19 protein-coding genes are annotated in these 23,242 nt (G+C 52.2%); 14 read left to right on the forward strand and 5 right to left on the reverse strand.

Annotated elements, in window-relative coordinates:
- Positions 1-1,066, forward strand: a 1,066-nt coding sequence (murA, locus tag ACYC56_RS01880) for a UDP-N-acetylglucosamine 1-carboxyvinyltransferase (RefSeq protein ID WP_461372482.1), incomplete at its 5' end; no start/stop codon positions are given.
- A gap of 54 nt (positions 1,067-1,120) precedes the next feature.
- On the opposite strand, the gene ACYC56_RS01885 is transcribed toward murA, so the two are convergent.
- Positions 1,121-2,149 (reverse strand): DUF3048 domain-containing protein, encoded by a 1,029-nt coding sequence (locus tag ACYC56_RS01885; RefSeq protein ID WP_461372483.1) that lies wholly within the window; start codon positions 2,147-2,149, stop codon positions 1,121-1,123.
- A 302-nt stretch (positions 2,150-2,451) separates the two neighbouring features.
- Between ACYC56_RS01885 and fabZ the strand changes: the two genes are divergently transcribed.
- The 10 genes from fabZ to ACYC56_RS01935 all read left to right on the forward strand — a co-directional run bounded on the left by fabZ (position 2,452) and on the right by ACYC56_RS01935 (position 13,143).
- A complete protein-coding gene (fabZ, locus tag ACYC56_RS01890; RefSeq protein ID WP_461372505.1) occupies positions 2,452-2,874 on the forward strand; it encodes a 3-hydroxyacyl-ACP dehydratase FabZ in 423 nt (140 codons plus the stop codon).
- 44 nt (positions 2,875-2,918) lie between these two features.
- Positions 2,919-4,214, forward strand: a complete 1,296-nt coding sequence (locus ACYC56_RS01895; RefSeq protein ID WP_461372484.1) for a nucleotide sugar dehydrogenase — start codon at positions 2,919-2,921, stop codon at positions 4,212-4,214.
- Between the two features lie 12 nt (positions 4,215-4,226).
- On the forward strand, positions 4,227-5,243 hold the full coding sequence (locus tag ACYC56_RS01900) for a Gfo/Idh/MocA family protein (RefSeq protein WP_461372485.1): 1,017 nt from the start codon (positions 4,227-4,229) through the stop codon (positions 5,241-5,243).
- Between the two features lie 2 nt (positions 5,244-5,245).
- Positions 5,246-5,986 carry a DapH/DapD/GlmU-related protein gene (locus ACYC56_RS01905; protein WP_461372486.1) on the forward strand — a complete coding sequence of 247 codons (741 nt, stop codon included), beginning with the start codon at positions 5,246-5,248 and terminating at the stop codon, positions 5,984-5,986.
- A 16-nt stretch (positions 5,987-6,002) separates the two neighbouring features.
- Positions 6,003-7,106, forward strand: coding sequence for a DegT/DnrJ/EryC1/StrS family aminotransferase (locus ACYC56_RS01910; RefSeq protein ID WP_461372487.1), 1,104 nt, complete (start codon positions 6,003-6,005; stop codon positions 7,104-7,106).
- Positions 7,103-8,167, forward strand: coding sequence for a non-hydrolyzing UDP-N-acetylglucosamine 2-epimerase (gene wecB, locus ACYC56_RS01915; protein WP_461372488.1), 1,065 nt, complete (start codon positions 7,103-7,105; stop codon positions 8,165-8,167). Before ACYC56_RS01910 ends, wecB begins: the two co-directional genes overlap by 4 nt.
- A gap of 104 nt (positions 8,168-8,271) precedes the next feature.
- Entirely contained in the window at positions 8,272-9,357 is a 1,086-nt protein-coding gene (locus tag ACYC56_RS01920; RefSeq protein WP_461372489.1) for a DUF354 domain-containing protein, read from the forward strand.
- Positions 9,358-9,531: 174 nt separating this feature from the next.
- A complete protein-coding gene (locus tag ACYC56_RS01925; RefSeq protein ID WP_461372490.1) occupies positions 9,532-10,032 on the forward strand; it encodes a DUF4330 domain-containing protein in 501 nt (166 codons plus the stop codon).
- 31 nt (positions 10,033-10,063) lie between these two features.
- Positions 10,064-11,800: an O-antigen ligase family protein gene (locus ACYC56_RS01930; protein WP_461372491.1), complete on the forward strand. Its 1,737-nt coding sequence runs from the start codon at positions 10,064-10,066 to the stop codon at positions 11,798-11,800.
- Complete coding sequence (locus ACYC56_RS01935; RefSeq protein WP_461372492.1) at positions 11,800-13,143, forward strand: hypothetical protein; 1,344 nt, start codon at positions 11,800-11,802, stop codon at positions 13,141-13,143. Before ACYC56_RS01930 ends, ACYC56_RS01935 begins: the two co-directional genes overlap by 1 nt.
- Here ACYC56_RS01935 and ACYC56_RS01940 read toward each other — a convergent pair.
- From ACYC56_RS01940 to ACYC56_RS01950, 3 genes are all read right to left on the reverse strand, one after another.
- Positions 13,102-15,279 carry an ArnT family glycosyltransferase gene (locus tag ACYC56_RS01940; RefSeq protein ID WP_461372493.1) on the reverse strand — a complete coding sequence of 726 codons (2,178 nt, stop codon included), beginning with the start codon at positions 15,277-15,279 and terminating at the stop codon, positions 13,102-13,104. The genes ACYC56_RS01935 and ACYC56_RS01940 overlap by 42 nt on opposite strands.
- Entirely contained in the window at positions 15,280-16,986 is a 1,707-nt protein-coding gene (locus tag ACYC56_RS01945; protein ID WP_461372494.1) for a D-glucuronyl C5-epimerase family protein, read from the reverse strand.
- 280 nt (positions 16,987-17,266) lie between these two features.
- A complete protein-coding gene (locus tag ACYC56_RS01950) occupies positions 17,267-18,271 on the reverse strand; it encodes a sugar transferase (RefSeq protein WP_461372495.1) in 1,005 nt (334 codons plus the stop codon).
- 341 nt (positions 18,272-18,612) lie between these two features.
- Between ACYC56_RS01950 and ACYC56_RS01955 the strand changes: the two genes are divergently transcribed.
- Entirely contained in the window at positions 18,613-19,989 is a 1,377-nt protein-coding gene (locus ACYC56_RS01955; RefSeq protein WP_461372496.1) for an LCP family protein, read from the forward strand.
- Positions 19,990-19,997: 8 nt separating this feature from the next.
- On the opposite strand, the gene ACYC56_RS01960 is transcribed toward ACYC56_RS01955, so the two are convergent.
- A complete protein-coding gene (locus tag ACYC56_RS01960; RefSeq protein WP_461372497.1) occupies positions 19,998-20,996 on the reverse strand; it encodes a glycosyltransferase family 4 protein in 999 nt (332 codons plus the stop codon).
- A 318-nt stretch (positions 20,997-21,314) separates the two neighbouring features.
- Between ACYC56_RS01960 and ACYC56_RS01965 the strand changes: the two genes are divergently transcribed.
- Positions 21,315-22,532, forward strand: coding sequence for an N-acetylmuramoyl-L-alanine amidase (locus tag ACYC56_RS01965; protein WP_461372498.1), 1,218 nt, complete (start codon positions 21,315-21,317; stop codon positions 22,530-22,532).
- Between the two features lie 51 nt (positions 22,533-22,583).
- Complete coding sequence (locus ACYC56_RS01970) at positions 22,584-23,219, forward strand: GerMN domain-containing protein (protein WP_461372499.1); 636 nt, start codon at positions 22,584-22,586, stop codon at positions 23,217-23,219.
- Positions 23,220-23,242: the final 23 nt, after the last annotated feature.

The following is a 23,242-nucleotide window of genomic DNA, read 5'->3' on the forward strand; positions in this document are numbered from 1 at the left end:
ACCAGGCTATTCACTGTATGCAGAAGCCCCATATGAACTGGTCAGCCAGATGCGCGCCTCGATTATCGTCCTTGGGCCGCTTCTTGCGAGACTCGGCAGGGCGAGGGTTGCCATGCCGGGGGGCTGCAACATCGGTTCGCGCAAGATCGACATGCACATTCGCGGCCTCGAGCTGCTGGGCGCACGATTTGAGGTCGGCCAAGGTTTCATCGAAGCGATCTCAGAAAAGCTGGTGGGCAGCAAAATCGTGCTCGATTATCCAAGCGTTGGCGCTACCGAAAATCTGCTTATGGCGGCGACACTTGCGGAGGGCGTGACCACCATCGAAAACGTAGCGCGCGAGCCTGAAATCGTCGACCTCGCTAACTTCTTAAGCAGTATGGGCGCACATATCGAAGGGGCGGGCACCCCGACCATGCGTATCGAGGGCGCCGACAAACTCCATGGCGTCGAATATCGCGTCGTTCCTGACAGAATCGAGGCCGGCACGTTGCTCGTAGCGGCCGCCATCACCAACGGCGATATCACGGTCGAAGACGCCATCCCCGAGCACCTCGAGATGGTCATCAGCAAGCTTAGGAATATAGGGGCGGAGGTCATCGTTTCTGGCGCGGGGGTACGGGTTGCCGGTTGCAAGTGCATCAACCCAACCGATATCGCGACCCTGCCGCACCCCGGTTTTCCAACGGATATGCAAACCCAGTTCATGGCGCTTCTCGCCATGGCTAACGGTACCAGCATCATCACTGAGAATATCTTTGAAAACCGGTTCATGTTTGTTCACGAACTCAACCGGATGGGAAGCGACGTTCAAACCGAAGGCCGCCATGCGATCATAAACGGTGTGTCTAAGCTTACCGGGTCCCCGGTTAAAGCCCCCGACTTACGGGGTGGCGCCGCTCTGGTTATCGCCGGACTTGCCGCAGAAGGCGTCACCGAAATCTCCGACATCTACCACATCGACCGCGGTTATCATGACTTCGAACACAAACTCCAAGAGCTGGGCGCCAAGATCGAGCGCGTTGCAGAAGGAGAACACTCCAATATCCTTAAGGTGGCGAAGTAACTCTCTTAAGCCGCTTAAGTTTCTAAAATCAACATCCGACTAGAAATTGAATCCCTAATTAAAACTCACTTTCATCTTCGTGAGGTCGACCAGCTCAAACCATGTCTGTCCACGGTTCAATTTCATCTCGATGCCGGCCGCGTCATAGTAGTGGGTAATATCGGTGGTCGTTTCGCGTCTCCAGGTAACCGGCGTCATTTTCCCATCCTGGAAGACGATGCCCTGACCGGTCCCGATCAGGTTGACCTGCATCCTGCCCTTGGGGTCGTTTGCGATATTTGAGATGGGCGCATACTGTACAACGACGTTCTTTGGCGAAATCTGCTGGTTGTTATCGGGGTCGATATGAGGTTTGCCCGCCATAGAGCGCTTGTAAGTGTTGGTCTGCCGGTCGTATTCATAGCGCACGAGAAATAACGGCTTGGAAAAGTCGATTACCACGGTTTCGGTTGCGGGGCGCATCTCAAGCGGCTCGTCGTCCTTAAAATTCATCTTCTGGAAAAAGACCTGCTGGCTGTAGCCATGCGCTTGTGTCCCCTTACGTAGGAGATCGGTTGAGGTGTACAGATTATGCGGGGCGTGGCGCGTCTTTAGGCGCCAGTAGTAGTCGCCGTTAGAATACTGATCCAAGTCGGCCAGGCCCAGGTTTTTAATAACATCGTAAATCGTAGCGGGCCCGCCGCAGTGCGAATAGACGGCATCGTATTGCTTGGCCAAATCGGCGAAATACTCCCGCGCGCTTCTCACGGGGCCGATATTGCCGACATCGTTATGCAAAAAGATGGCCATAAACCTGGTGATCCCGCCCTCGGCCACCGTTTCATAGACAACACACGTCTTGCTTAATCCCGACTGCGGCCGTGCATCCGGATGGTTTTCGATCATGACTGCAAGCGGGCGCCGAAGACTCTGTTGCGCGCCCGTGGCCTCTCCATCAAGCGGACAGGTGAATTCGGGAACGACTGTCGATGTGGCCTCGGTAATCGTAGTGTCGGTCGTGCTATCAACGGTGGCGTTCGACTCGATAGTCTCTGGTTGGGGAAATATATTGGGCCAAAAAACGGCCACTGCGGCACCCGTCATGAACAATAATGAAATGATTGTTATAATAATATAGTGAATTCTCTTCATTATAGAAAGCGACCCTCGATTAACATAAGGATATATGTGCCCATCTTAGGAATTAGGTATAAGGCACTTTAGTAGCATAATTCAGCAGGGGATTTCAGTCAAGCTTATGGTGTAGTAACGCGGTTGGCGTTTGATTAAACTTCGGAAAAACGCTACTATCAAAAGATGAATGTTTCGCCAGATATCACGATGCGACATCCTTAAAGGGTGTCGAATTACGTTCCGAGGAAATGTACGATACGGAGGATATGACGGTGCTTGAGATAGACGAGATACAAAAGATTATTCCTCATCGCTACCCGTTCTTGTTGATCGACCGGATAACCGAATTTGAGCCTGGGATAAGAGCAAAGGGACTTAAAAACGTCACGATAAACGAGCCGTTTTTTATGGGCCATTTCCCCGACTATCCCGTGATGCCGGGTGTTTTGATCGTTGAAGCCCTTGCGCAGGTCGGCGCTGTGTCGATGTTGAGCCTTGAGAAAAACAAAGGAAAGATCGCTTTCTTTGGGGCCATCGACGGCTTCCGGTTTAGAAGGCAGGTCGTTCCCGGTGATCAGCTGGTTCTTGAAGTCGAAATAACGAAAGTAAAGGGCCCTATCGGTAAGGGAAAGGCCGTTGCCACGGTTAACGGCGATATCGTTGCCGAAGGGGAATTAACGTTTGCGGTAAAATAAAACCGGTAAAAGGGGTACATAGGGAAACGTGGAGATGATTGTAAATGTCCTTGGCGGATAAGATTAACGCGAAGACCGCCCATGTCGGGATTATCGGCATGGGGTATGTGGGCCTTCCCCTGGCGGTTGCCATGGCGGAAGCCGGCCTTAAGGTGACGGGCATCGACCTTGATAAAGAAAAAGTCGCCATGATCAACAAGAGTGAGAGCTATATCCCCGATGTCGATCAAATTGCGATAAAAAAACTCGTTGACGCGGGGCTGTTCGATGCGACAACGGATTTCTCGATTCTTGCACAGATGGATGTTGTCAGCATCTGCGTGCCAACCCCGCTCAGTGAGATGCACGAGCCCGACATATCCTATGTGCGCGCCGCGGCAGGCGAAATCGCCAAGTACTTAAAGGAAGACCAGTTGGTAATCCTCGAGAGTACGACGTACCCGGGCACTACCGAAGAGGTGGTCCTTCCGATGCTCGAAGAGAGCGGCCTTACCGTTGGCAAGGGATTTTACCTGGCATTCTCGCCGGAGCGGGTCGATCCAGGGAACAAAACCTACGGTATCGGCAACACGCCGAAAGTCGTCGGTGGGGTGACCGAGGGGTGCACCGAGCACGCCAGGTCCTTTTACTCGCAGTTCGTAAAAATGGTCGTACCGGTTTCTTCGACAAAAGCCGCCGAGATGACCAAGCTTTTAGAAAATATCTTCCGGTGCGTAAATATAGCATTGGTAAATGAGCTGATGCTCTTATGCGACCGCATGGACATAAATATCTGGGAAGTAATAGAGGCGGCATCATCAAAGCCGTTTGGGTATATGCCGTTTTTACCGGGGCCGGGTCTTGGTGGGCACTGCATACCGATCGACCCGTTTTATCTCTCATGGAAGGCACGCCAGTATGATTTTCACACCGAGTTTATAGAGCTTGCCGGAAAGACAAACGAAAGCATCCCATATTATGTGGTATCAAAGGTAGGCGAGGCGCTTAACGAGCACGAGAAAAGTATCAAGGGCTCGAATGTTCTTGTCCTCGGCCTTGCATATAAGAAAGACATCGGCGACACCAGGGAATCCCCGGCGCTTAAAGTAATATCACTTCTCGAGAAGCATGGGGCGCACATCCTTTACCACGATTCGTACGTCGATCAGCAGATCATCGACACGAAGACATATACATCGGTTGAGCTTACCCCGGATATCGTCACTAAGAGCGATTGCGTGCTTATCGTGACGGACCACACTGGAGTCGATTACACCATGGTGGCCGACAACGCGAACCTGATCGTCGACACCAGAAACAAACTTAAGAATTGTATGGGAAGTCATATCGTAAGAATATAATAGGGGGATCCATTGGTTAACGTTGGAGTTATCGGATACGGTTATTGGGGGCCGAATCTGGTCCGCAATTATGAGCAAATGCCTGAGAGCAACCTAGTTGCGTGCTGTGATTTAAATCCCGACAACCTGAAAAAAGTAAAGGCGCTTTATCCCAAGGTAGAAGTAACGCAGCAGATCGACGACCTTTTAAATAACCCGTCAATCGATGCGGTTGTTATTGCAAGCTCGGCGGTTACCCACTATGACCTTGCGAAGAAGGCGTTGCTCGCCGGAAAGCACGTGATGGTCGAAAAGCCGCTCACGCTGAACAGTGAAACATCGAGAGAACTCATCGATATCGCCGATAAGGCGGGCTGCATCCTGATGGTGGGGCACCTGCTCGAATATCACACGGCGGTCGACTATGTAAGGGGTTTGGTCGAAGCAGGAGAGCTGGGGGATATCCAGTATCTCTACACCCAGAGGCTTAACCTCGGGCAAGTCCGCACGGACGAAAACGCACTCTGGAGCCTGGCCCCGCATGATATCTCGATCATCTTTTACCTTCTCGGAGGAAAGGAGCCGGCCGAGGTCTCGGCTCGCGGACAGTCGTACATCACCGAAGGGATCGAGGATGTCGTGTTCTGCTCGATCTCGTTTAAAGACAATACCATGGCCCATATCCACGTAAGCTGGCTCGATCCCCATAAGATCCGCAAGCTCACCGTCGTCGGCAACAAGAAGATGGCGGTGTTTGATGATATGGAAAGCTCGGAGAAGATACGAATCTACGATAAAGGGGTCGGGGCAAATCCCGATTACCGCACGTACGGAGAGGATCTCACATTGCGCTTTGGCGATATCACCATCCCGAGCGTTAAGATGAAAGAGCCGCTGAGGGCCGAATGCGAGCATTTCATTCAGTCGATTCAGACCGGACAGCGCCCGCGAAGCGACGGCTACAACGGGTTGCGTGTTGTAAAAGTGCTCGAGGCCGCGCAGAAATCTCTTAAAAGCGGCGGCAAACCCGTGACGATAGCGGAGGGCTAGGAGTGGCGGCATTTATCGATAGCACCGCCCGTATAGCGCGCGATGTACAAATCGGCCACAACACTATCATCATGGCCGGGGTTGAGCTTGCCGAAGGCGTTGAGATCGGCCACAACGCGGTTATCCACGAAGGTGCGAAACTCGGGAAAGATACCGTCGTAGGCGATTGCGCCGTTGTCGGCAAGCAGCCGAGGCCGCCAAAGACGAGCACGCTATCCTACAGCGAACCCTTTAAGCCGCTTCAGGTGGGCGAGGGGTGCACCATTGGCTCGGGCGCGGTGCTTTACGCGGGCTCGACTATTGGCGACAATACCATGGTGGCGGACCTGGCATCCGTCAGAGAAAATTGTACTATCGGAAACTACTCGCTGGTCGGCAGGGGAGTCTGCGTTGAAAACGGCGTGACTATCGGTGATTACACCAAGGTGCAGTCGAACGCGTACATCACGGCCTACACGACGCTTGAGGACCGCGTGTTTATCGCCCCGTGCGTTACGACGACGAACGACAATTTCATGGGCCGCACCGAAGAGCGGTTCAAGTATATAAAAGGCGCTCATGTAAAGAGGGGCGCGCGGGTGGGTGGCAACGCAATCCTGCTTCCCGGGATCACGATAGGCGAGGAAGCTTTTATCGCCGCCGGCTCCGTAGTCACCCGAGACGTCCCCGCCGGGAAACTCGTTATGGGAGTACCCGCAAAAATAACCCGGAGTGTTCCTGAAGAGGAATTGTTGAAGGAATAATAAAGAGGGGGTACACGTGGGAATTCCACTTTTAGACGTAAAGGCGCAATACAACTCGATAAGAGATGAGATAGAGTCCGCGGCACTAGAGGTATTGAGGGGCGGTCACTATATTCTCGGTCCCAAGGTCGAGGAATTTGAAAAAACCATGGCAGCATGTTGCGGCGTCAAATATGCCGTAGGCGTGGCGAATGGAACCGATGCGCTGGTACTCTCGCTCGACGCGGTGGGTGTGGGTCCGGGGGATGAGGTTATAACAAGCCCGTTTACTTTTTACGCAAGCGCCGAATCGATCTCACGGCTGGGCGCAACCCCGGTGTTTGTGGATATCGATCCAACAACATATAACCTGGTCGCCGAGCAGATCGAGGCAAAGATCACCCCGCGCACCAAAGCGATTATCCCGGTACACATCTTCGGCCAACCGGCCGAGATGGATACGATCAACGCTATTGCAGCAAAGCATGGCCTCAAAGTCATCGAGGATGCCTGCCAGGCCATCGGCGCAGCATATCGCGGCAGACAGGTGGGCTCGCTCGGCGACGCCGCATGCTTTAGCTTTTTCCCGAGCAAGAATCTCGGAGGAGTGGGTGATGGCGGTATCGTCGTTACCGATGATGAGGAGCTGGCGGGACGGGTGCGTGCCCTCAGGCAGCACGGCAGCTTAAAGAAGTATTATCACAGCTTTGTCGGCTATAACAGCCGCCTAGATACGCTGCAAGCCGCTATCCTTTCGGTAAAAGTAAAATATATCGATGCGTGGAACGATGCGCGTAGGCAAAAAGCACAGTACTACAACGAGCTGTTTGCCGGCACGAATGTCGTAACACCGGTGGCGCTCGACGACGTGCGACATGTCTACCACCTCTACATCGTCAGGGTACCGAACAGGGCGGATGTCGAAGCCGCGCTCAAAGCAGAGGGGATAGGGCACGGCGTTTACTATCCGGTGCCGCTTCACCTGCAAGATGTTTATAAAGACCTTGGCTACCATGTCGGCGATCTTCCCGTAAGCGAGGCCGCATCACACGAGACGCTGGCGATCCCGCTCTATCCCGAACTAAAAGAGGAAGACATGCGAACTATAGCCGGCCTGGTAAAACAGGCGGTTTCAGAGTGAAAATAGTAACGATCGTCGGGGCAAGGCCGCAGTTCATCAAAAGCCTGCCCGTATCGAATGAGCTGAGAAAATCGAACCGCGAGATCCTGGTCCACACGGGTCAGCACTACGACCGCAACATGTCGGATATCTTCTTTGACGAGATGGGTATCCCCAAACCTGATTACAATCTTGGTGTCGGCTCCGGAGGCCAAGGCGAGCAAACCGCCCAGATGTTAAGTAAGATAGAAGCGGTTTTACTGGACGAACAACCGGATGCCGTTTTGATTTACGGGGATACGAACTCAACACTTGCGGGCGCCCTAGCCGCGGCAAAGCTTCATATCCCGGTTGCCCATGTCGAGGCCGGACTGCGCTCGTTCGATAAGAAGATGCCCGAAGAGGTAAACAGAATAATCGCCGATCACGTGTCGGATATTCTGTTCTGCCCAACCCAGACCGCCGTTGATAACCTTAAAAACGAGGGGATTACCAAGGGCGTCGAACTGGTCGGGGATGTGATGTACGATGCAGCGCTGCACTTCGGCAAGCTTGCCGAGGAAAAGTCGCGCATTCTCGAAGAACTCGGTCTCACGCCCAAAGAATATCTGCTGGCGACCATCCATCGCTCGGCAAACACCGACGATATCGATAACCTCAAGGCGCTCCTTGAAGCCTTTGCGGAATCCGACAAGGTTATCGTGTTCCCGGTTCATCCGAGGACACGAAAGGTCCTGGCAACCACCGGACTTGATAGCTTAGTAAAAGGATCAAAGGTACGGTTTGTAGACCCGGTGGGATACATCGACTTTCTGAAGCTCGAGAACAACGCCGCGAAAATCCTTACCGACTCCGGCGGCGTGCAGAAGGAGGCCTTCTTTGCGGCGGTTCCCTGCATTACGTTACGCGATACCACCGAATGGGTAGAGACGGTTCAGAGCGGATGGAATATTCTCGTGCATGTCGACAAAGACCTTCTCTTGAAGCAGATCGCCGAGTTTAACCCGGTTGGAGAGCCCGCCAAGCTTTTTGGTGACGGAAAAGCCTCTTTTTATATAGCACAACGGTTAACATCTGCGTAAAGCAGCGATATAATAGTAGAGTCCCATGGGCCGTTTGTTTCTATTTTGAGCACTATTTCAAGCTAAGACCGCGTTGTCATGCGCGGTAAAAGAGGACGAGTTAATTGAGCACATCTAGTTCTACATCCAGTTCCACACATAGTTCAAAACCTAAACGGGGAACTAAAACTGACGATAAAAAGCTCCGCATCTGGATCGATATAACCAACACACCGCACGTTCTTATTTTCCGACCCCTCATTAAAGCACTGGAAGAGCAGGGTCACGAGGTGTTTGTGACCGCCAGGGAGTTTGCGCAAACAAGTCAGCTGCTAAGCCGCTTCGGGATAAAGCATACCTTAATAGGCAAGCACCAGGGGAAAGAGATCTATCGCAAAATTTACGGGCTCGTCAATCGTACCAGCCGGCTCATGGCGTATGCGGCGGGTAAGAAGTTTAACCTTGCCGTAAGCCACGGATCAAACGATTGTGCGGTGGCCTCGTTTTTTCTTCGTATCCCGCACGTGACCATGTTCGACTACGAGTTTGCCAAGGCCATGCATAACATCAACCTTCGCGTTTCGACCAAGGTCCTCATACCCGACCTCATCCCGTCGGAGCCGCTTTATGAATACGGCGGCACCGACGCGAAAATCGATAAATACCCCGGCCTAAAAGAGGAGTATTACCTGGCCGACTTTGAGCCGGATGAGACAGTCGTAAAAGAAATCGGCCTGGATATCGATAAGATCGTCGTCGTTATGCGCACGCCGCCGGATGTGGCGCTTTATCACCGGTTCCATAACCCGATTTTCATGGATGTTTTGCGCAAGCTCGCCGCACGGGACGATGTTGAGGTAGTGCTCTTGCCGCGAACTCCCGAACAGCGCAAAGAAGTTCTCGGTATGGGCTTTACAAACGTATTTATTCCGGAGAGGGCGGTCGACGCGCAAAGCCTTATCTACTACTCCGATCTAGTGATCAGCGCCGGCGGCACCATGAATCGTGAGGCCGTGGCGCTTAATACCCCCGTCTACACACTTTTCTCCGGGAAAATGGGCGCGATAGACACCCATCTGATCGCTGAGGGCAGGATGAAAAAACTCACCGACCCCGAGCAAATCGACATAAAAAAGAAGGACGCCTACAGCCAAGGCCAAACCCGCGACATTAATGTGCTGTTGAACAAGATGAAAGAGATAGCGCGTTAAGAGCAGCGAGTAGCGAAGAGCGATTAGCGATTGGGTGTGGGTCGAGAAAGCGGACGCGAAGAAGAGATTCCGCTAGATGCAATTTTTTGGGACCGATAGTCAGCTTTTTTTGTTTATGCTAAGCTTAAGCCTTAAGTTATCTTTTGAGCTGATTCAGGGGAGGAAGCAGTATTCATGGCAATAATCGATGAAAAAGGGCGGGTATTCGGGCGCATAAACCTGATTGACTTCACGCTCATACTTGGTGTATTTGTGGTTGCAGCGATGGCATATGTCATCATGGCGAAATCAGGCAAAGTGGCGACCATCCCCGAGGACAGAACCGTCGACTACACCGTAATCGTAAAAGCGATCCGCCCGGATGTCGCAAGCTTTTTAAAGCCCGGCGATCTTGTTAAAAAACAGGTAACTCAGGGCCCTATCGGCACCATTAAGAAAGTAGAGCTTAAGCCCGCCCAGGAAGTAATCGATACTGCAGACGGTCGCATGATACTGGCCACCTCACCGATTGAAAAAGACGCCTACGTAACGATAGAGACCAAGGGACGTGCCGGCACCGATATCATCGCTACCGGCAACGAAGTACTGCGCGTTGGAGACAGGTTCAACATGATCACCAAGTGGTTCCTCGGTGATGCGGTTATTATCGATATGTCCGTCAAAGGCGACCAGTAATACCACCGTTCTTCGATAAAGAGAGGTTACCTTGTCAGAACTGGTCGCATCCAGAAAAACATCCATACCCGCATATGCAACAGTTATTATCCTGGGGAGTGCGGTCGGTGCCGCCGGTGTACTTCTCAGCACCAACCAATTTATCGCGCTCCTGGCGGGGTTACTCCTTATGGCCATAGCGTTGGCTAAAACCGAGTTTGCGATTGCATTGCTCGTAGCCGTGGCCCCGTTGACCAACCTTAAGGTAGATCTGGGGCCTATCCCGCTCGATGCGGTCACTATCTGTACTGCCATCGTCATCTTCTCCTACGCCATCAATAACCTTGGTAAAAAAGAGAAACGCATCTCATCACCATTTTCCTGGGCGTTTATCGCGTTTCTGCTCTTTGGGGCGGTTTCAGCGGTCGTGGCGCCATCGATTGTCGACTCGGTCTCGGTCCTGACCCGTTTTATGGGATACTTCCTGCTGGTGTATATCATCGGGAACTCCATCAAATCGAAAGAAATGCTGACCCGGATACTCGTCATCATGGTCGTAGCAGGAGCGGTCACCGCGCTTTTTGGGATCTACCAGTACCTTTACGAGCCCCAGATGGCCAAAATCGGGCTCTACGACCTCGATCAGGAGGTTGCGGCCAGAGTCGGCTCGACATTCGAGAACCCCAACTTCTATGCCGAATATCTCGTGCTGTTGATACCGATCGGCCTTGCGCTCGTGCTTGGCTCGCGGGGACTTTTCCGGCGGTTTATGATGGGAGGGGCCACGCTCTTGATGTTTGCGGGCTTGATCCTTACCTATACAAGGGGGAGCTGGCTTGCCACCGGCATCGGCGTCATTCTCATGTCGCTCTTAACCGAAGCCTGGCTTTTCTGGGCTTGGGCGGGCTTGTTTGCGGTTGCATTTGTCGCCGCGCCGGGTGTGGCAAGCCGCCTTGAGAGCATCTCGGATGTTACCGGCGGCACCGCCGGCTTCAGGATGAAACTCTGGCGTATTGCTAGCGGTATCATCCAAGAACATCCGCTGCTGGGCATCGGCATCGGTAACTATTATAACGTCTTTACCGAGTATATCTTCAGGCATCCCGAGCTAAGCGTTGGCTGGGTTATCTACGGCGCACATAATTCGTATCTGACGATCTGGGCCGAAACAGGCATCTTCGGTATCCTTTCCTTTATCGCCATCATTCTGATCTCTGTAAAATACGGGCTCTACCTGTCGCAGGCCAAAGCCAAAGATAAATATCTTTCCTGGATAAACTCAGCGATTTTCGCCGGGGTCGTCGGATTCTCGATCAATAGCCTGACAAGTAACAGCTTTCACCATCCGCAGGGAGCCGTGTTTTTCTGGATAATGCTTGGGCTTCAAGTTGCGATAAACGGGCTCGAACCCGAATCGTCGAAAGCGGGAACCACACCGGCTGTTGCCGGGAGTTTGATTTTACGACCATTCAGGGTCTCGCTTGCCATGTTAAAAGCCGCGTACCTAATCCATCCCGTACACAAAGTCCTTGCCAGGTGGGGGAGTGCCTGGAAGAAGAGCGGTCTCGTTACCTGGCTTTATAAAAAGCCTGCCGCACCGGCGTTTATCAGAGAAAGCCGCAGTTTCAAGCCGGTTCTCGGCTTCTTTGAGAAATCGCGTGTATGGTTCGAGAATTCCTGGTTGTTCAGCATGCTTCGGGATGTCGGGGAGCAGCCGTTTATCACAGCAACGCTCTTTATTACAGTAACAGTGCTTGTTCGCTTTCTGGCTGCGGCGGTGGTCCACTAATGAAGCGGGCGCACACTACCCGCCGTCTGAACATCTTTTCACCCGAAATCTTTCTGCCGGCGTTTGTAGCCGCTTTCTACCTTGCCGGGCTGGTCCTGGTGCAGTTTTCATTGCGCGCGCTGCTTGTGGTCGCAACCGGTATTGCCATCTACTTGGCCGTTACTATGCTAACGGGGCGTTTTATCGATGCCAGGGGTTCGGACATGCCATCTGAAAAGGGGTTTCTTCCCGAAGGATATTTCGAGCGACTTTTGCTCTCGCTCCTCATTGTGTTCTTAGTGGATTTAGTGCTTAAGGGCGCACTCCCGATCACCATCAGGGCGCCTCTTTACCTGGTGCTTATCTCGGGAGTTTTTCTATTACTCAGTCGCGTCGGCTCAAAGCTCACCGGGCTTCATTACTTGGCCCTGGGCTTGGTCATGATCCTCGTCTATGTCGTGCCCGCGTTTGCACGCTATGGGCTCTACGGCGCATATCTCAACCGCACGGGTGGTCTCATGCCCGCATTTTTGGTCGGGATGGGGACGATAACTACCATCTACGGCTTGTTGAAGATAGCCTCCGGGCTTACGAAAACCCGGCTTTTCGTGATGATCGGGTGCATCACGCTTATCGCCGGTCCGCTCATGGCCGCTATCATCGGCTACCGCGCGTACGCGATTATTTACATCATGCCCCTTCTTTTTCAATACTACCTGGAGAGAAAGCCCGCGTATGGCATCAAGGAAGGGGGTAAGGCTGCGGCGGTCATCATCGCGATATTTCTTTACACGTACTTTGCCACCTCTGTCGCCAGGGGTGTGATTTATGCAACGGTGCCACTCGATACCGGAAAAGCGCCCGATAGGGTTGCCGCCTCGATGAAAGCCGGTCACTACACCGACAAAGATATGACATGGTCTAATAAGGAGGCACGGCAAAAGTTCATAACCCGGCCGCTTTTCACCTACAACGTATTTTTGGATGTGCTCGATAGAAGCTATCCCTGGGGGACATCTCACGGCAAGCTCACCCTCTCGCTCATGCCGGGGATAACGAAGGGGAGGGCTACGACCATCAGCATTCTTAAGAAACCTCTGTCCACGTCGTTTTTCGGGCTTTCGTTCCTGGAATTTGGATTTGCGGGGGTCGCGCTTTACGCCGCGCTTCTCGGGTTTTGCCTTGCGGTACTGACCCGCCTTAAGGACCTCAAAGTGTATGCGTTGGTTCTTACCATCATCATGCTCTGGCTCGATACGGGCCCCTCGGTGTGGTGGCACTGGCTGCCGTTTGTGAGCGCAGCCGTGATATTCATCGCCGCGTTATCCGTTAATCTTATAAAGCCAAAAATCGCCGGTTCTTAACACAGCTTTTAATCGCCCCTCTTTGATGAGCAGGTCCAAGTTTTCCGTCATCGGCCGGTACACGATACTAAACGGCGAGGTCCTTGGCAGGGCGTAGGTGTATTTTCGAATCTCATCGGTCGCAAAGACGTAATCGACCTTCTCACTCTTAAAAATGCGCATCAGCTCGTCGGGATTCTTGATGTCGATCTGATCGATGCGCCCGTTATTGAGCGGGTTCAGCATCAGGATCGGGCGCTTATTAAGGTAATAGGCACGATTATCGATGACCATGGCGATCTTCTTATCCGCCGGGATGCGCCCGTTAATAAATCCCGACATACGCGCCAGGGTACTGCGCTGTGTAAACTCACGGTGGCTCGTAAGGGCAAGACCGATATCAAACGCCTTATACTGGTCGACAACCAGCACGAAGGTGTTCGCCAGCACTGCGACCCCGAGCATCAGCGCGACCATCGCCCCTGGTATGCGCCTGCCGCCTGCGAACCGGTCGATTCCCGCAGCAATGACGATCGTCAATAGAACGAGTCCCGGTATGGCGAACCGCGCTACCTGTGCTAAAAGCAAGGTCCACGGAATCAAGAATCCGGCGGCGGCCAGCAGGGGGATAAACACCGAACCTTTGAGAATCTGGTCTCGTTTGAAGGCAAACGGCAGAAACGCCAGAAGGGCCGGGCCTATCGTCATCTCAGACGGCTCTCTGATCGTCAATTGCCACAACACCGCCAGGTTCCCGAGCGTTCCTGTTGCCACTACATTGGCGTTTCTAATCGTATTCTGAAAGACCTGGGTCGCGGGGGGCATCCAGTCACGACCGCCAAAAACCGAGACGAACATCGGGTACACCGGATTTCCGGTAAAGAGAAAGTTCTTTATCAGCCATGGGCCTACACCGACGAAAGCCGCTACAGCGAAAACGCCGACCATTTTAGCCGTACCCGACACAGCGTCCGGCTCTTTCCGCTTGGTTATCACCATCAAAACTATCGCAAGCAACCCCACGAAAAACAGGGTGAAGAATCCTGAATATTTGCTCCCCGCCGTCACGCCGAGCATTAGCCCCGAGAGGTAAAACCACCCGTTTGTTCTTGTCTCCCACCAGGCCACAAGGGCATATACGGCGGCTAAGGTAAAAAGCGCCAGAACGGTATCGTTGTTGTTGACCGGCACCTTGTTTATGACTACCGATACCGTAAGTAATAGCGTCACGCTTATAACGCCCGCCCGGTACGAGTAAAAGCGCCTGGCAAAGACAAATGCACCGAGCAGCAACCATACCGACATGAAATAGCTTACGAGCTGGGCGACGGTATCGTCTTTTACGACCATCGCAAGCATAAACAGCATCTCGCCGTTGAGCGGGTAATCCGCCGGCATAAAATCGCGCACGTAATATATCTTATGCGCCAGCATGTAAAACTTCGGCACGGCGATATGATAAAGCAGGGAGTCGTAATTCCAGGTGGGTATCCACGCGGCGATGAAGCTCAGGCCCAAAAGGACGGCAATACCGAGCGAGAGGGGGTTTGGCAAGACGCTGAACCCCAACTTCTTAACAGTTCCCGGGGCTACGGCCTTACCTATCCTGTATGCGCCGAGTAGCGCCGGTACGAGGGTGAGAATCCTGAACGGCCAGGTATAGATGGCCCCGATTGCGCCGGCCAAGAACACCAGCACGGCCATGATCCCAAGTCCCGTCGAGACCGACAAGAACACCCGCTCGAGCCCATCGATCCCGAGCCGTAACCGGTGCAAGAGCAGGTCTCCGACGTAGAAAGCCGCAAGGATGATGCCCGCCAGGTAGACGATCTCCTGGAGGTTATGGCCGAAGTATCCCCGAAAATCGCCTCTCGTTGCGGCGGCGACGAACGAGACCCCGACCGATGTTCCCAAGACCCCCGCTATTAACCCGGGAAGCTCGCTAAAATCGACAACCGAAGCCCCCCGGCGCCCTTTTATCAGATACCACGTAACGCTGTAGAGCACTAGGGTCGCTATGATCCCTATACCGAGCCTAACCGCTGAAGCCGTACCGGGGTAAAAAGAAAATACCTTGAAGAACATGACGTACACAAAAGCAGCCCACGCTAAGGCCAGGAACGATACGATGTGCTTTGTCGCCGGCTTAGACCACATCTATAATTGTCCTCTATTTGAAAGCTTATACAACATATTCGCGGCCTGCTCGCGTGTTATCTTCAACTCGGGGCGGAAGTAGTTGGGCGCATAGGTATCCATTAACCCATTTGATAGCGCTAGGTTGATATAGGTTCCCTGATGGTCGCTGTTGGATATATCCACAACCGGAATTGGCGTTTTCTCCGTCGACACCGCAAACGCTTTGCACAGGATCGACGCCATATCGGCGCGGTTTATATAATCGTCCGGGTTGAAAAGGCCCTTGTCGTCGGCCAGCCGCATGCCATTGTCGAAAGCGGCCTCGATATAGCCCCACTCGGCGCGGTCCCGTTTGATATCCGTATAATGTCCTCTATAGAACGCTGATGGTTTCCAGCCGCGCACCCGGGCGACCCAGCCCACAAGCTCGCTCTTAGTGATATGCGTCTTTGCGCCGAACCACCCATCCGTACTGGTTATCACACCTCTCTCCGTAAGCGTGGATATCGCTTGAAACGATGGGTGTGTCGGCGGAATATCGATAAACCTGTTTTTAAGATAGAAGCCGAACTTATCGGAATAGGCCTTGAATTCGGGGACTTTTGTAACCGCGTACAGCCGCTTAAGTAAATCGGCGTGGATTTTATGGTATCCGTAACTCGCCCGGTCACCGGGCAGCAACGAGTAGTTTGACCAGTATCCCAGGTCATACTCCTGCAGGTGTGATTTGGCCTCCGTCACTCCGGCGGTAAATAACCGCTGTGCCTTAGGGTTATGGGTTACTTCATAATAATTGTGTATGCTATCGAGAGTAAATAAAAACCCGTTAAGGATGTGCAGTTTGTTGGTGGCTGCTACCTCCAGGTACCAGTTGCCATGCTCGTCCGTATCGGTCACGCCGCCTTCATTCCACGGAATCCTGAACGAATTCAAGATATACTCGCCCGCTTTGATGTATTTCTTATCCCCGGTTATCTTGTAAGCCTTGCCCACGACATCAAGAACCAGGCCTTGCGCCATACCCGAAGCCCACGGGGCCGGGAACTTATACTTGTTAAACTGCAAATCAAAGCAGTACTGCCACAAATAATACTTGCCGACGCCCGGATATTGCTTGACCGTCGCATTATCAAGCAGCTCATCCGCGATTTTGACCACCTTTTTATAGTCGCCCTTCGCATAATAGTCCATTGCGAGATTAGCCGTAGTCACGGGATTAAAGTGGACGCCGTAGTTCGGATAATACACATACGCCAGCTCGGCGCCATCGTAATTCCACAAGATCTGCGAGCTTTTCGAAGCGGTATTACCTGCACTGAAATAACTGATAGTCTTTTCGATATCCTGCCTTAACGTTTTTGAGTTCGCGCTGGCGATAGAACCGCCCTTATCGATTTTCTTAAGGAGGACGAGGTTGTAGCCAAGTTCGGCGGCCTCGCGATGTTTGCCCTCATATTCAAGCTCTTTCTTGGCTTTTTCCATCGCGCCAAGGCTGATAAGCCGGGTAACAGGTTTCTTTTGTGCAATCTTCGGCTCTGGGTGTTCGGTAACGGGCGCAATACTCGGAGGCAAAGAGGGAAGGGCCTCCCTGTTAAGCTTAGGAACGACCGTTGCAAACGACCCTGGATAAAAATACGCCCATAGCAAGGCCGACATGCAAATTACGGCAAGCTGTTTTTTAGTCCCGAATCTGCGTTTTTTCTTGATCTTATAGTAGTAAAGCATACAAAAGCATACCGTTTTCTTATAATGAAGGTCTTACGAAAATTCTGTTATCTTTGTTTTCCCCAAATTACGCGGATTTTATGCCACCGGTTGCTTGTCGGTTATGCGCGAGAGTTGCTACGAAAAGGGTGCGAAGAGGTATCTTATGGGTACTACCTGCAGTAATTATATAACGGATACTCTTTTAAGTACAGGCCTATCGCATTATAGGTGGGGATGTTCGCTTCGTAGGAGCGGCAAGCGGATTCATGGGTAGGGGTTGGCTTCACCCGGCGGCATGCTAATACGCGCCGTGGCGCGTAAGGACCTGCCAGATGGTAATGAGCACTACCTTAAGGTCGAGCCATAGTGATTGGCCGTTGACATAGGCGAGGTCCATATCAAGGCGCTCTTCAAACGTGAGATTCCCACGGCCATTGATTTGCGCCAGGCCGGTAAGCCCCGGTTTAACCTCAAGGCGCTTTAGCGTCTTGGTATCCGATGCCTCAAGCTCATCCGGCACAAGGGGACGCGGCCCGACCAGGCTCATTTCCCCCCTGACGATGTTGATAAGCTGAGGTAGTTCATCTAAACTCGTTGTGCGCAAAAACTTACCGAAGGGAAAGACACGCGGGTCGTCTTTTATCTGGCACGATTGATCCTCTTGCTCTTTCAAGAGTTGCAGCCTGTCCATCACGTCATCCGCGTCCTGTACCATTGTTCTGAATTTGATGACGTTGACGATACGCCCGTGCTGCCCAAGCCGTTTCTGGTGGAAAAATGTCGGTCCCGAGGAAGTGGCCTTGATAATAAACGAAACCATCAGCATGATAGGGGCAAGCATCAAGAGGGCAAGGATGCTTGCGAAAAAGTCTAAAATCCTCTTTAACACCGGGTAGAGGGCCATGTGACGTTGGCTGACCGGTGCGTACCGTGCACGCTGCTCGCCGATAACCCCGCCAAACATAAGCAATGTGAGCACCGGAAAATATCCGAGCAGCTTGATATGAAGCGGAAAGGGAAGCAATGACAATGCGTACACGTGCAGCAGTGAAGCAAGTCCCTTGAAGAGAAGATACCCGATAATTCCCCAAATCCAGCCGTCGGTACGTGAGCGCCACCCAGCCCAGTATCCGCAGAATACCGCGGTCAAGTACTGGGCGATACTGATAAATGCAACGGCTTCCCAGCCCGGTGGGGTTTTCGGCGCCGGCGCCAGCAACGACTGATAAATAAGGGCGAACGACCAGAAGAGCCCAAGAGATAGAATACCTGATTCGATTATCGCTCGAAATTTGTTAAACATTGATTTCCCTTAAAGTCCGCATCCTGTATAGTGTAATAGGCTTTCTTAGTCATATCAAGGGAGGCTTATTGTGCCGGCATCAAATCGCAGGCCAGAGGTGCTAAGGCTGGCAAAACCCTTTAGCGCGAATTGCTTAAGGCGGCGCTTGCGCTACAAGCCCAATTTGAAACCTGCGAGCTATCCTCGTATCCGTTTTGAATTATTGTTACGAGGAAATCTATTAGTGTGAGCACCCATTTTAGATGCGATGGCGCGTAGGACTGGGCAAGGAGATATTGAGGACTTACTGGCGTTTATGCTACCCTTGACGTTAGGTCATTTCTAGGAGGAGCCTTTTGTACGTGGGCAAACATGCAGCTGATAAACCAAGAAAAACGGGATACTTGCGCGTATTAATCCTCTGGTCACTCGTATTGTCGCTTCTCATAGGAGGTGCGGGCTTTGTGTACGCCCGCTTTCTCGAGGAAAGAATCCACGAAACTTCCGGCCTTACGAAGAATGGCGCCAATTCTCAATCCCATCTGAGACCAGAAGAAGATAACGAGCCGGTCACTTTCGTTATGCTTGGCTGCGATAAGCGGGCGGCGCTAAAAGATGACCCCGGGCGTTCGGATACCTTGATGGTCTTAAGGATGAATCCGGAGAAAAACATCGCCTATCTCATCTCGATACCCAGGGATGCGAGAGTCGAGATTCCCGGCTACGGTCATGAGAAAATAAACGCCGCATACCAGCACGGCGGGCCCGACCTCGTTATCGAAACTGTCAACAACCTCTTCGGTTTTGATATCAATCACTATGTTCTTATCGATTTCGAAGGGTTCAGGCAGATAGTGGACCAGCTTGGCGGCATCGACAGCGACGGTGAGAAGAGAATGCAAGATCATTTTCAGGGCAGGGATATAGATATCGCGCCCGGGATGCAGCACTTTGACGGCCCCCATGCGCTTGATTACGTTCGAATCCGCCATGTCGATGACGATTTCGGCAGGATGGGCCGTCAGCAGCAGTTCATCAAAGCCGTGCTTGAGAAAGTGATGAGTTTCGGCGGCATCCTCAGGATTCCGGGCCTGGTCAATACGGCATCAAATTACGTAACGACCGACCCCTCCGTTGGCGTTACGGAGATGATGAAGTACGGGCAGATGATGAAATCCATCGGTCGCGAGAACCTGCACATGATAACATTGCCCGGCGAAGCAAAGATGATCGGCCCGATAAGTTACGTAGTTCTGGATCAGCCGAAGGTCGACTGGCTGGTCTACCGTATTAAAAACGACATGCCGCTCGAGCTGACGGCAGAGGAGAAACAAAACGAGAACATAAAGATCGGCGTCCAAAACGGCAGCGGGAAGCCGGGGATGGCAAAAGTCATGGCCGATAAGCTCGGTGCATTCGGTTATAAGATCGAAGGGGTCGGAAACGCCCAGAGTTTCAACCATCAAGAGACGAAAATCGTATCCGTTCCCGGAAAAGAAGAGCTGGCGCAAAGGATAAGGGACCAGCTCGGTATCGGGACCGTGATTAACGAGGGAGATATTACGGATACCAACAGCGGTGGCAACAGCGACAATGGCAACGGTATTTCAGGAACGGCCGATGTCATGATTATCGTCGGTAAAGACTTCGCCCAAACCGCTTCCACATATAGTATAGGAGCTAATACAGGAGCTAATACAGCCGCCAAAACCCAGGGTTCAGGAACTATCAACCAGTAGTAAGCTCTCTATGTCGTGGGGCTTAGCGAGCGGCCTTCTTCGTAAATCTTCGCCAACCGTTCAGCAACGGAAATGTAATCATGGTATTTAATCACCCAGTCCCGGCCGGCAGCACCGATTTCCTCACAAAGCTTGATGTTCCCCAATAACTCCTCGGTTCGCCCTACAATCTCGTCTTCATCTTTTGAAGATATGAGGGGCGGCGTTTCCGCATACCAGTCGCCGTACTCAAATATGCTGACAACGGGCCGTGCGCACGCCATCGCTTCCATCTCCGACATTCCCATGATACCCAGCTCAAATTGGCCGATGATCACCTGGTAGTTTGGGATAAGTCGTGCGATCTCATGATGCGTTACCTTGGGGATGAAGTTCACGAACTGCTTATCCTTAAACCGCTCAAGGTCCGGTCCCCAAAGAAACGCATCGATTTGAACGGAGGGGTTGCGTTTTTTCAACTTCTCAAGTGCACTAAACGCAAGGTCTATACCTTTAACTTTATCGATCCTGCTAATAAGCAGAACCTTCCCTTGAGTACCGTCGAATCCTTGGGGCTCGAACATCTCGGTCTGGATTGGGTTCGGCAGGAACATGGCATCAGGACGCACTTTGTCGGCGTGCACTTTTAAGTCCGGGGTCGAGTAGAAGACTTTGCCGGCCCTATTCAGGCTCATGGTCGTGGGCGTCTTAAACAGGGGGTGGTAGAGATTGCGGCGGATATCGGTGCCGTGGCAGTGCAACCAGTACGGATATCCGCCCAATATACCGAGGACGCCGAAATAGGCGTAATGAATGTGCACGATATCGTAGCGCTCTTTACGAATCTGAGCGGCAAGCGCCCGCGCATCCGTAATCCTGTTTGTTATAACCTGAAGCTTTCCGAACTTCCCCGATTTATTAATCCCCGTATAAGGCTGGTAAAGGGCGGCATCGACGCCAACCTTTTTCAATCCTTTCACCAATCCATCCGGGACATTAGCGACGTTATTTATGTGCAATACTTTCATTCTCAGACTTCCTGTTGCGGTTTATCTAACATAATAGCATGTTTGCAATTAACGGTCTGAAGCCGGAAAAGCTCCTGGCTTCTGCTCTTTTGCGGTTGGCAATGCAATAGCAAAATGGTAGACTAAGGAAAAATCACTAGTCCGTATATGCTACCGCTCGTTTGCCCAATTTAAAAAGCACCGATTTTGGGTAAGTATGGTAGCGGTGTGCATACCTAAAGGTCTTGCCGGAACCTGACGATATTCCAAAAATAGGTAATTTGTTTGTAGTTTTGCTTATCGAAAGTGTAACAGTCCGATCGCACTAGGAGGTTTTAAATGGCGAGAAAAGGACTTCTAGTATTAATTCTTGTAGTGTGCTTCAGCCTAACTTCGGTTCTCCCCGCGTTTGCCGCTTTCAGCGATGTTTCAGACGCCAGGCTCAACAGGATAGTCGATGAGCTATCGGCCAAAAACATTGTCTCAGGGTTCGCCAATGGGACGTTTCGCCCCGATGACCCCGTTACACGAGCGCAGATGGCAAAGCTCGTTGCAGTTGCTGAGAACCTCTCTTTGAACTCAGCCGCGGTAGAGGCAACGGCGTTTCGCGATATCCCGGTTAAATTTTGGGCTGCAAGCTATATCAGGGCAAGTCATGCCGCCGGTATCATTAAAGGCTACGCAAACCCGGACGGCACGTTCTCGTTTAGGCCAAGCAACCAAATCACCAGAGGCGAGCTTGCCAGGATGTTGTTCCGAGCTACTGGAGCAGCACCCATCAATCCGGTAAACCCGACATTTAAGGATGTTGGAACCGGTTACTGGGCATACAGTGAAATTGAAACCGTCGTTAATTACGGTATTATGGGCGGCTATCGCGATAGCACATTTCACCCCGAGGTGCCGGCGACCCGCGCACAAACCGCCATCGCTCTCTATAATATGATGCATGCCGATCTTACAGCTCCAGTTGAGAACACGGCTGCAGTTGGCAACGACCGTAAGCTCGTTATCTGTGTTGATGCCGGCCACGGAGGATATGATCCGGGGGCGATAGCCAAAAGCAATAACTTAAAAGAGAAAGATGTCAACCTTGCCGTGGCTCTTAAACTGCGAGATCTGCTAGAAGCAGCGAACTTCGACATTGTTATGACCCGCTCGACCGATGTGTTCGTGAGCTTAAACGGGCGGGCGCAGATCGCAAACAACGCCAAGGCCGATCTGTTTGTGAGCATCCACCACAATTCCGCCGAGTCGTCGGCTGCTGTGGGTACCGCCGTATACAGTTACCCGGGCTCGCAAGAGGGGGCCAAGCTCGCGGACACCCTTCAGGAAGAGCTGGTTAAGGCTCTGGGATGGTCAAACGTATCGGGCAAAGACGATGGTATACATACCGCCAACTTTGCGGTACTTCGCGAGACCTTGATGACCGCAGTGCTGTGCGAATCGGCCTATCTGAGTAATCCCGAAGAAGCCAAGCTGTTCGCAACCGATGAATTCCGGCAAAAAGAAGCCCAGGGTATCTACAACGGCGTCGTTAAGTATCTCAATCAGTAATTTTGTATTATAATTGATGGACAAAGAAAACCATCAGCGAAAGGAACTACGTTGAAGACAGCCATTAAAGTACTCCTCATCTCAGTCTTGGTTGCTCTGCTGTCACTGCTCGCGGTCGGCTGCGATGAAGAGGCCTCACAATCATCCGGCGACGCTAGAAGCGCACAAGACTATTCGGCAAAGCAACAGGCGCAACCTGCGCAGAAGGAGTCGCAGGAGGCTGGTAAGAAGGAAAGCGAAACGGCCGTAAAGTCAAGCCGGTCGGTAGGACGCATGGTTCCTTTAACGCTGTATTTTAGCGACGAGCAGGCCGAGCATCTGGTTCCAGAGGTACGTCAGGTAGAGGATACTGCAGCGATCGCCAAGGTCGCCGTTGAGGAGTTAGTAAAGGGCCCCAAAGAGGATGGTCTTCACGCCACCATCCCATCCGAAACAAAAGTGCTGAATGTCGATATCATCAAGAACGTAGCCTACGTAAACTTCTCGAAGGACTTGATCGACAAACATTGGGGAGGCAGTACCGGCGAGCTTATGACGATAACGTCCCTGGTCGATACGCTCACCGAGTTCAAGAATATCCAGAAAGTCCAGATCATGGTCGAGGGAAAGGTCGTCGACACTATAGCCGGCCACGCTGATACCAGCAGACCGTTTGCCAGGGACGAGTCGATGATTAAGAAGAAATAATCAAGGCAATTATTCTAGTAGCG

It is taken from the genome of Candidatus Aquicultor sp. (assembly GCF_054640775.1).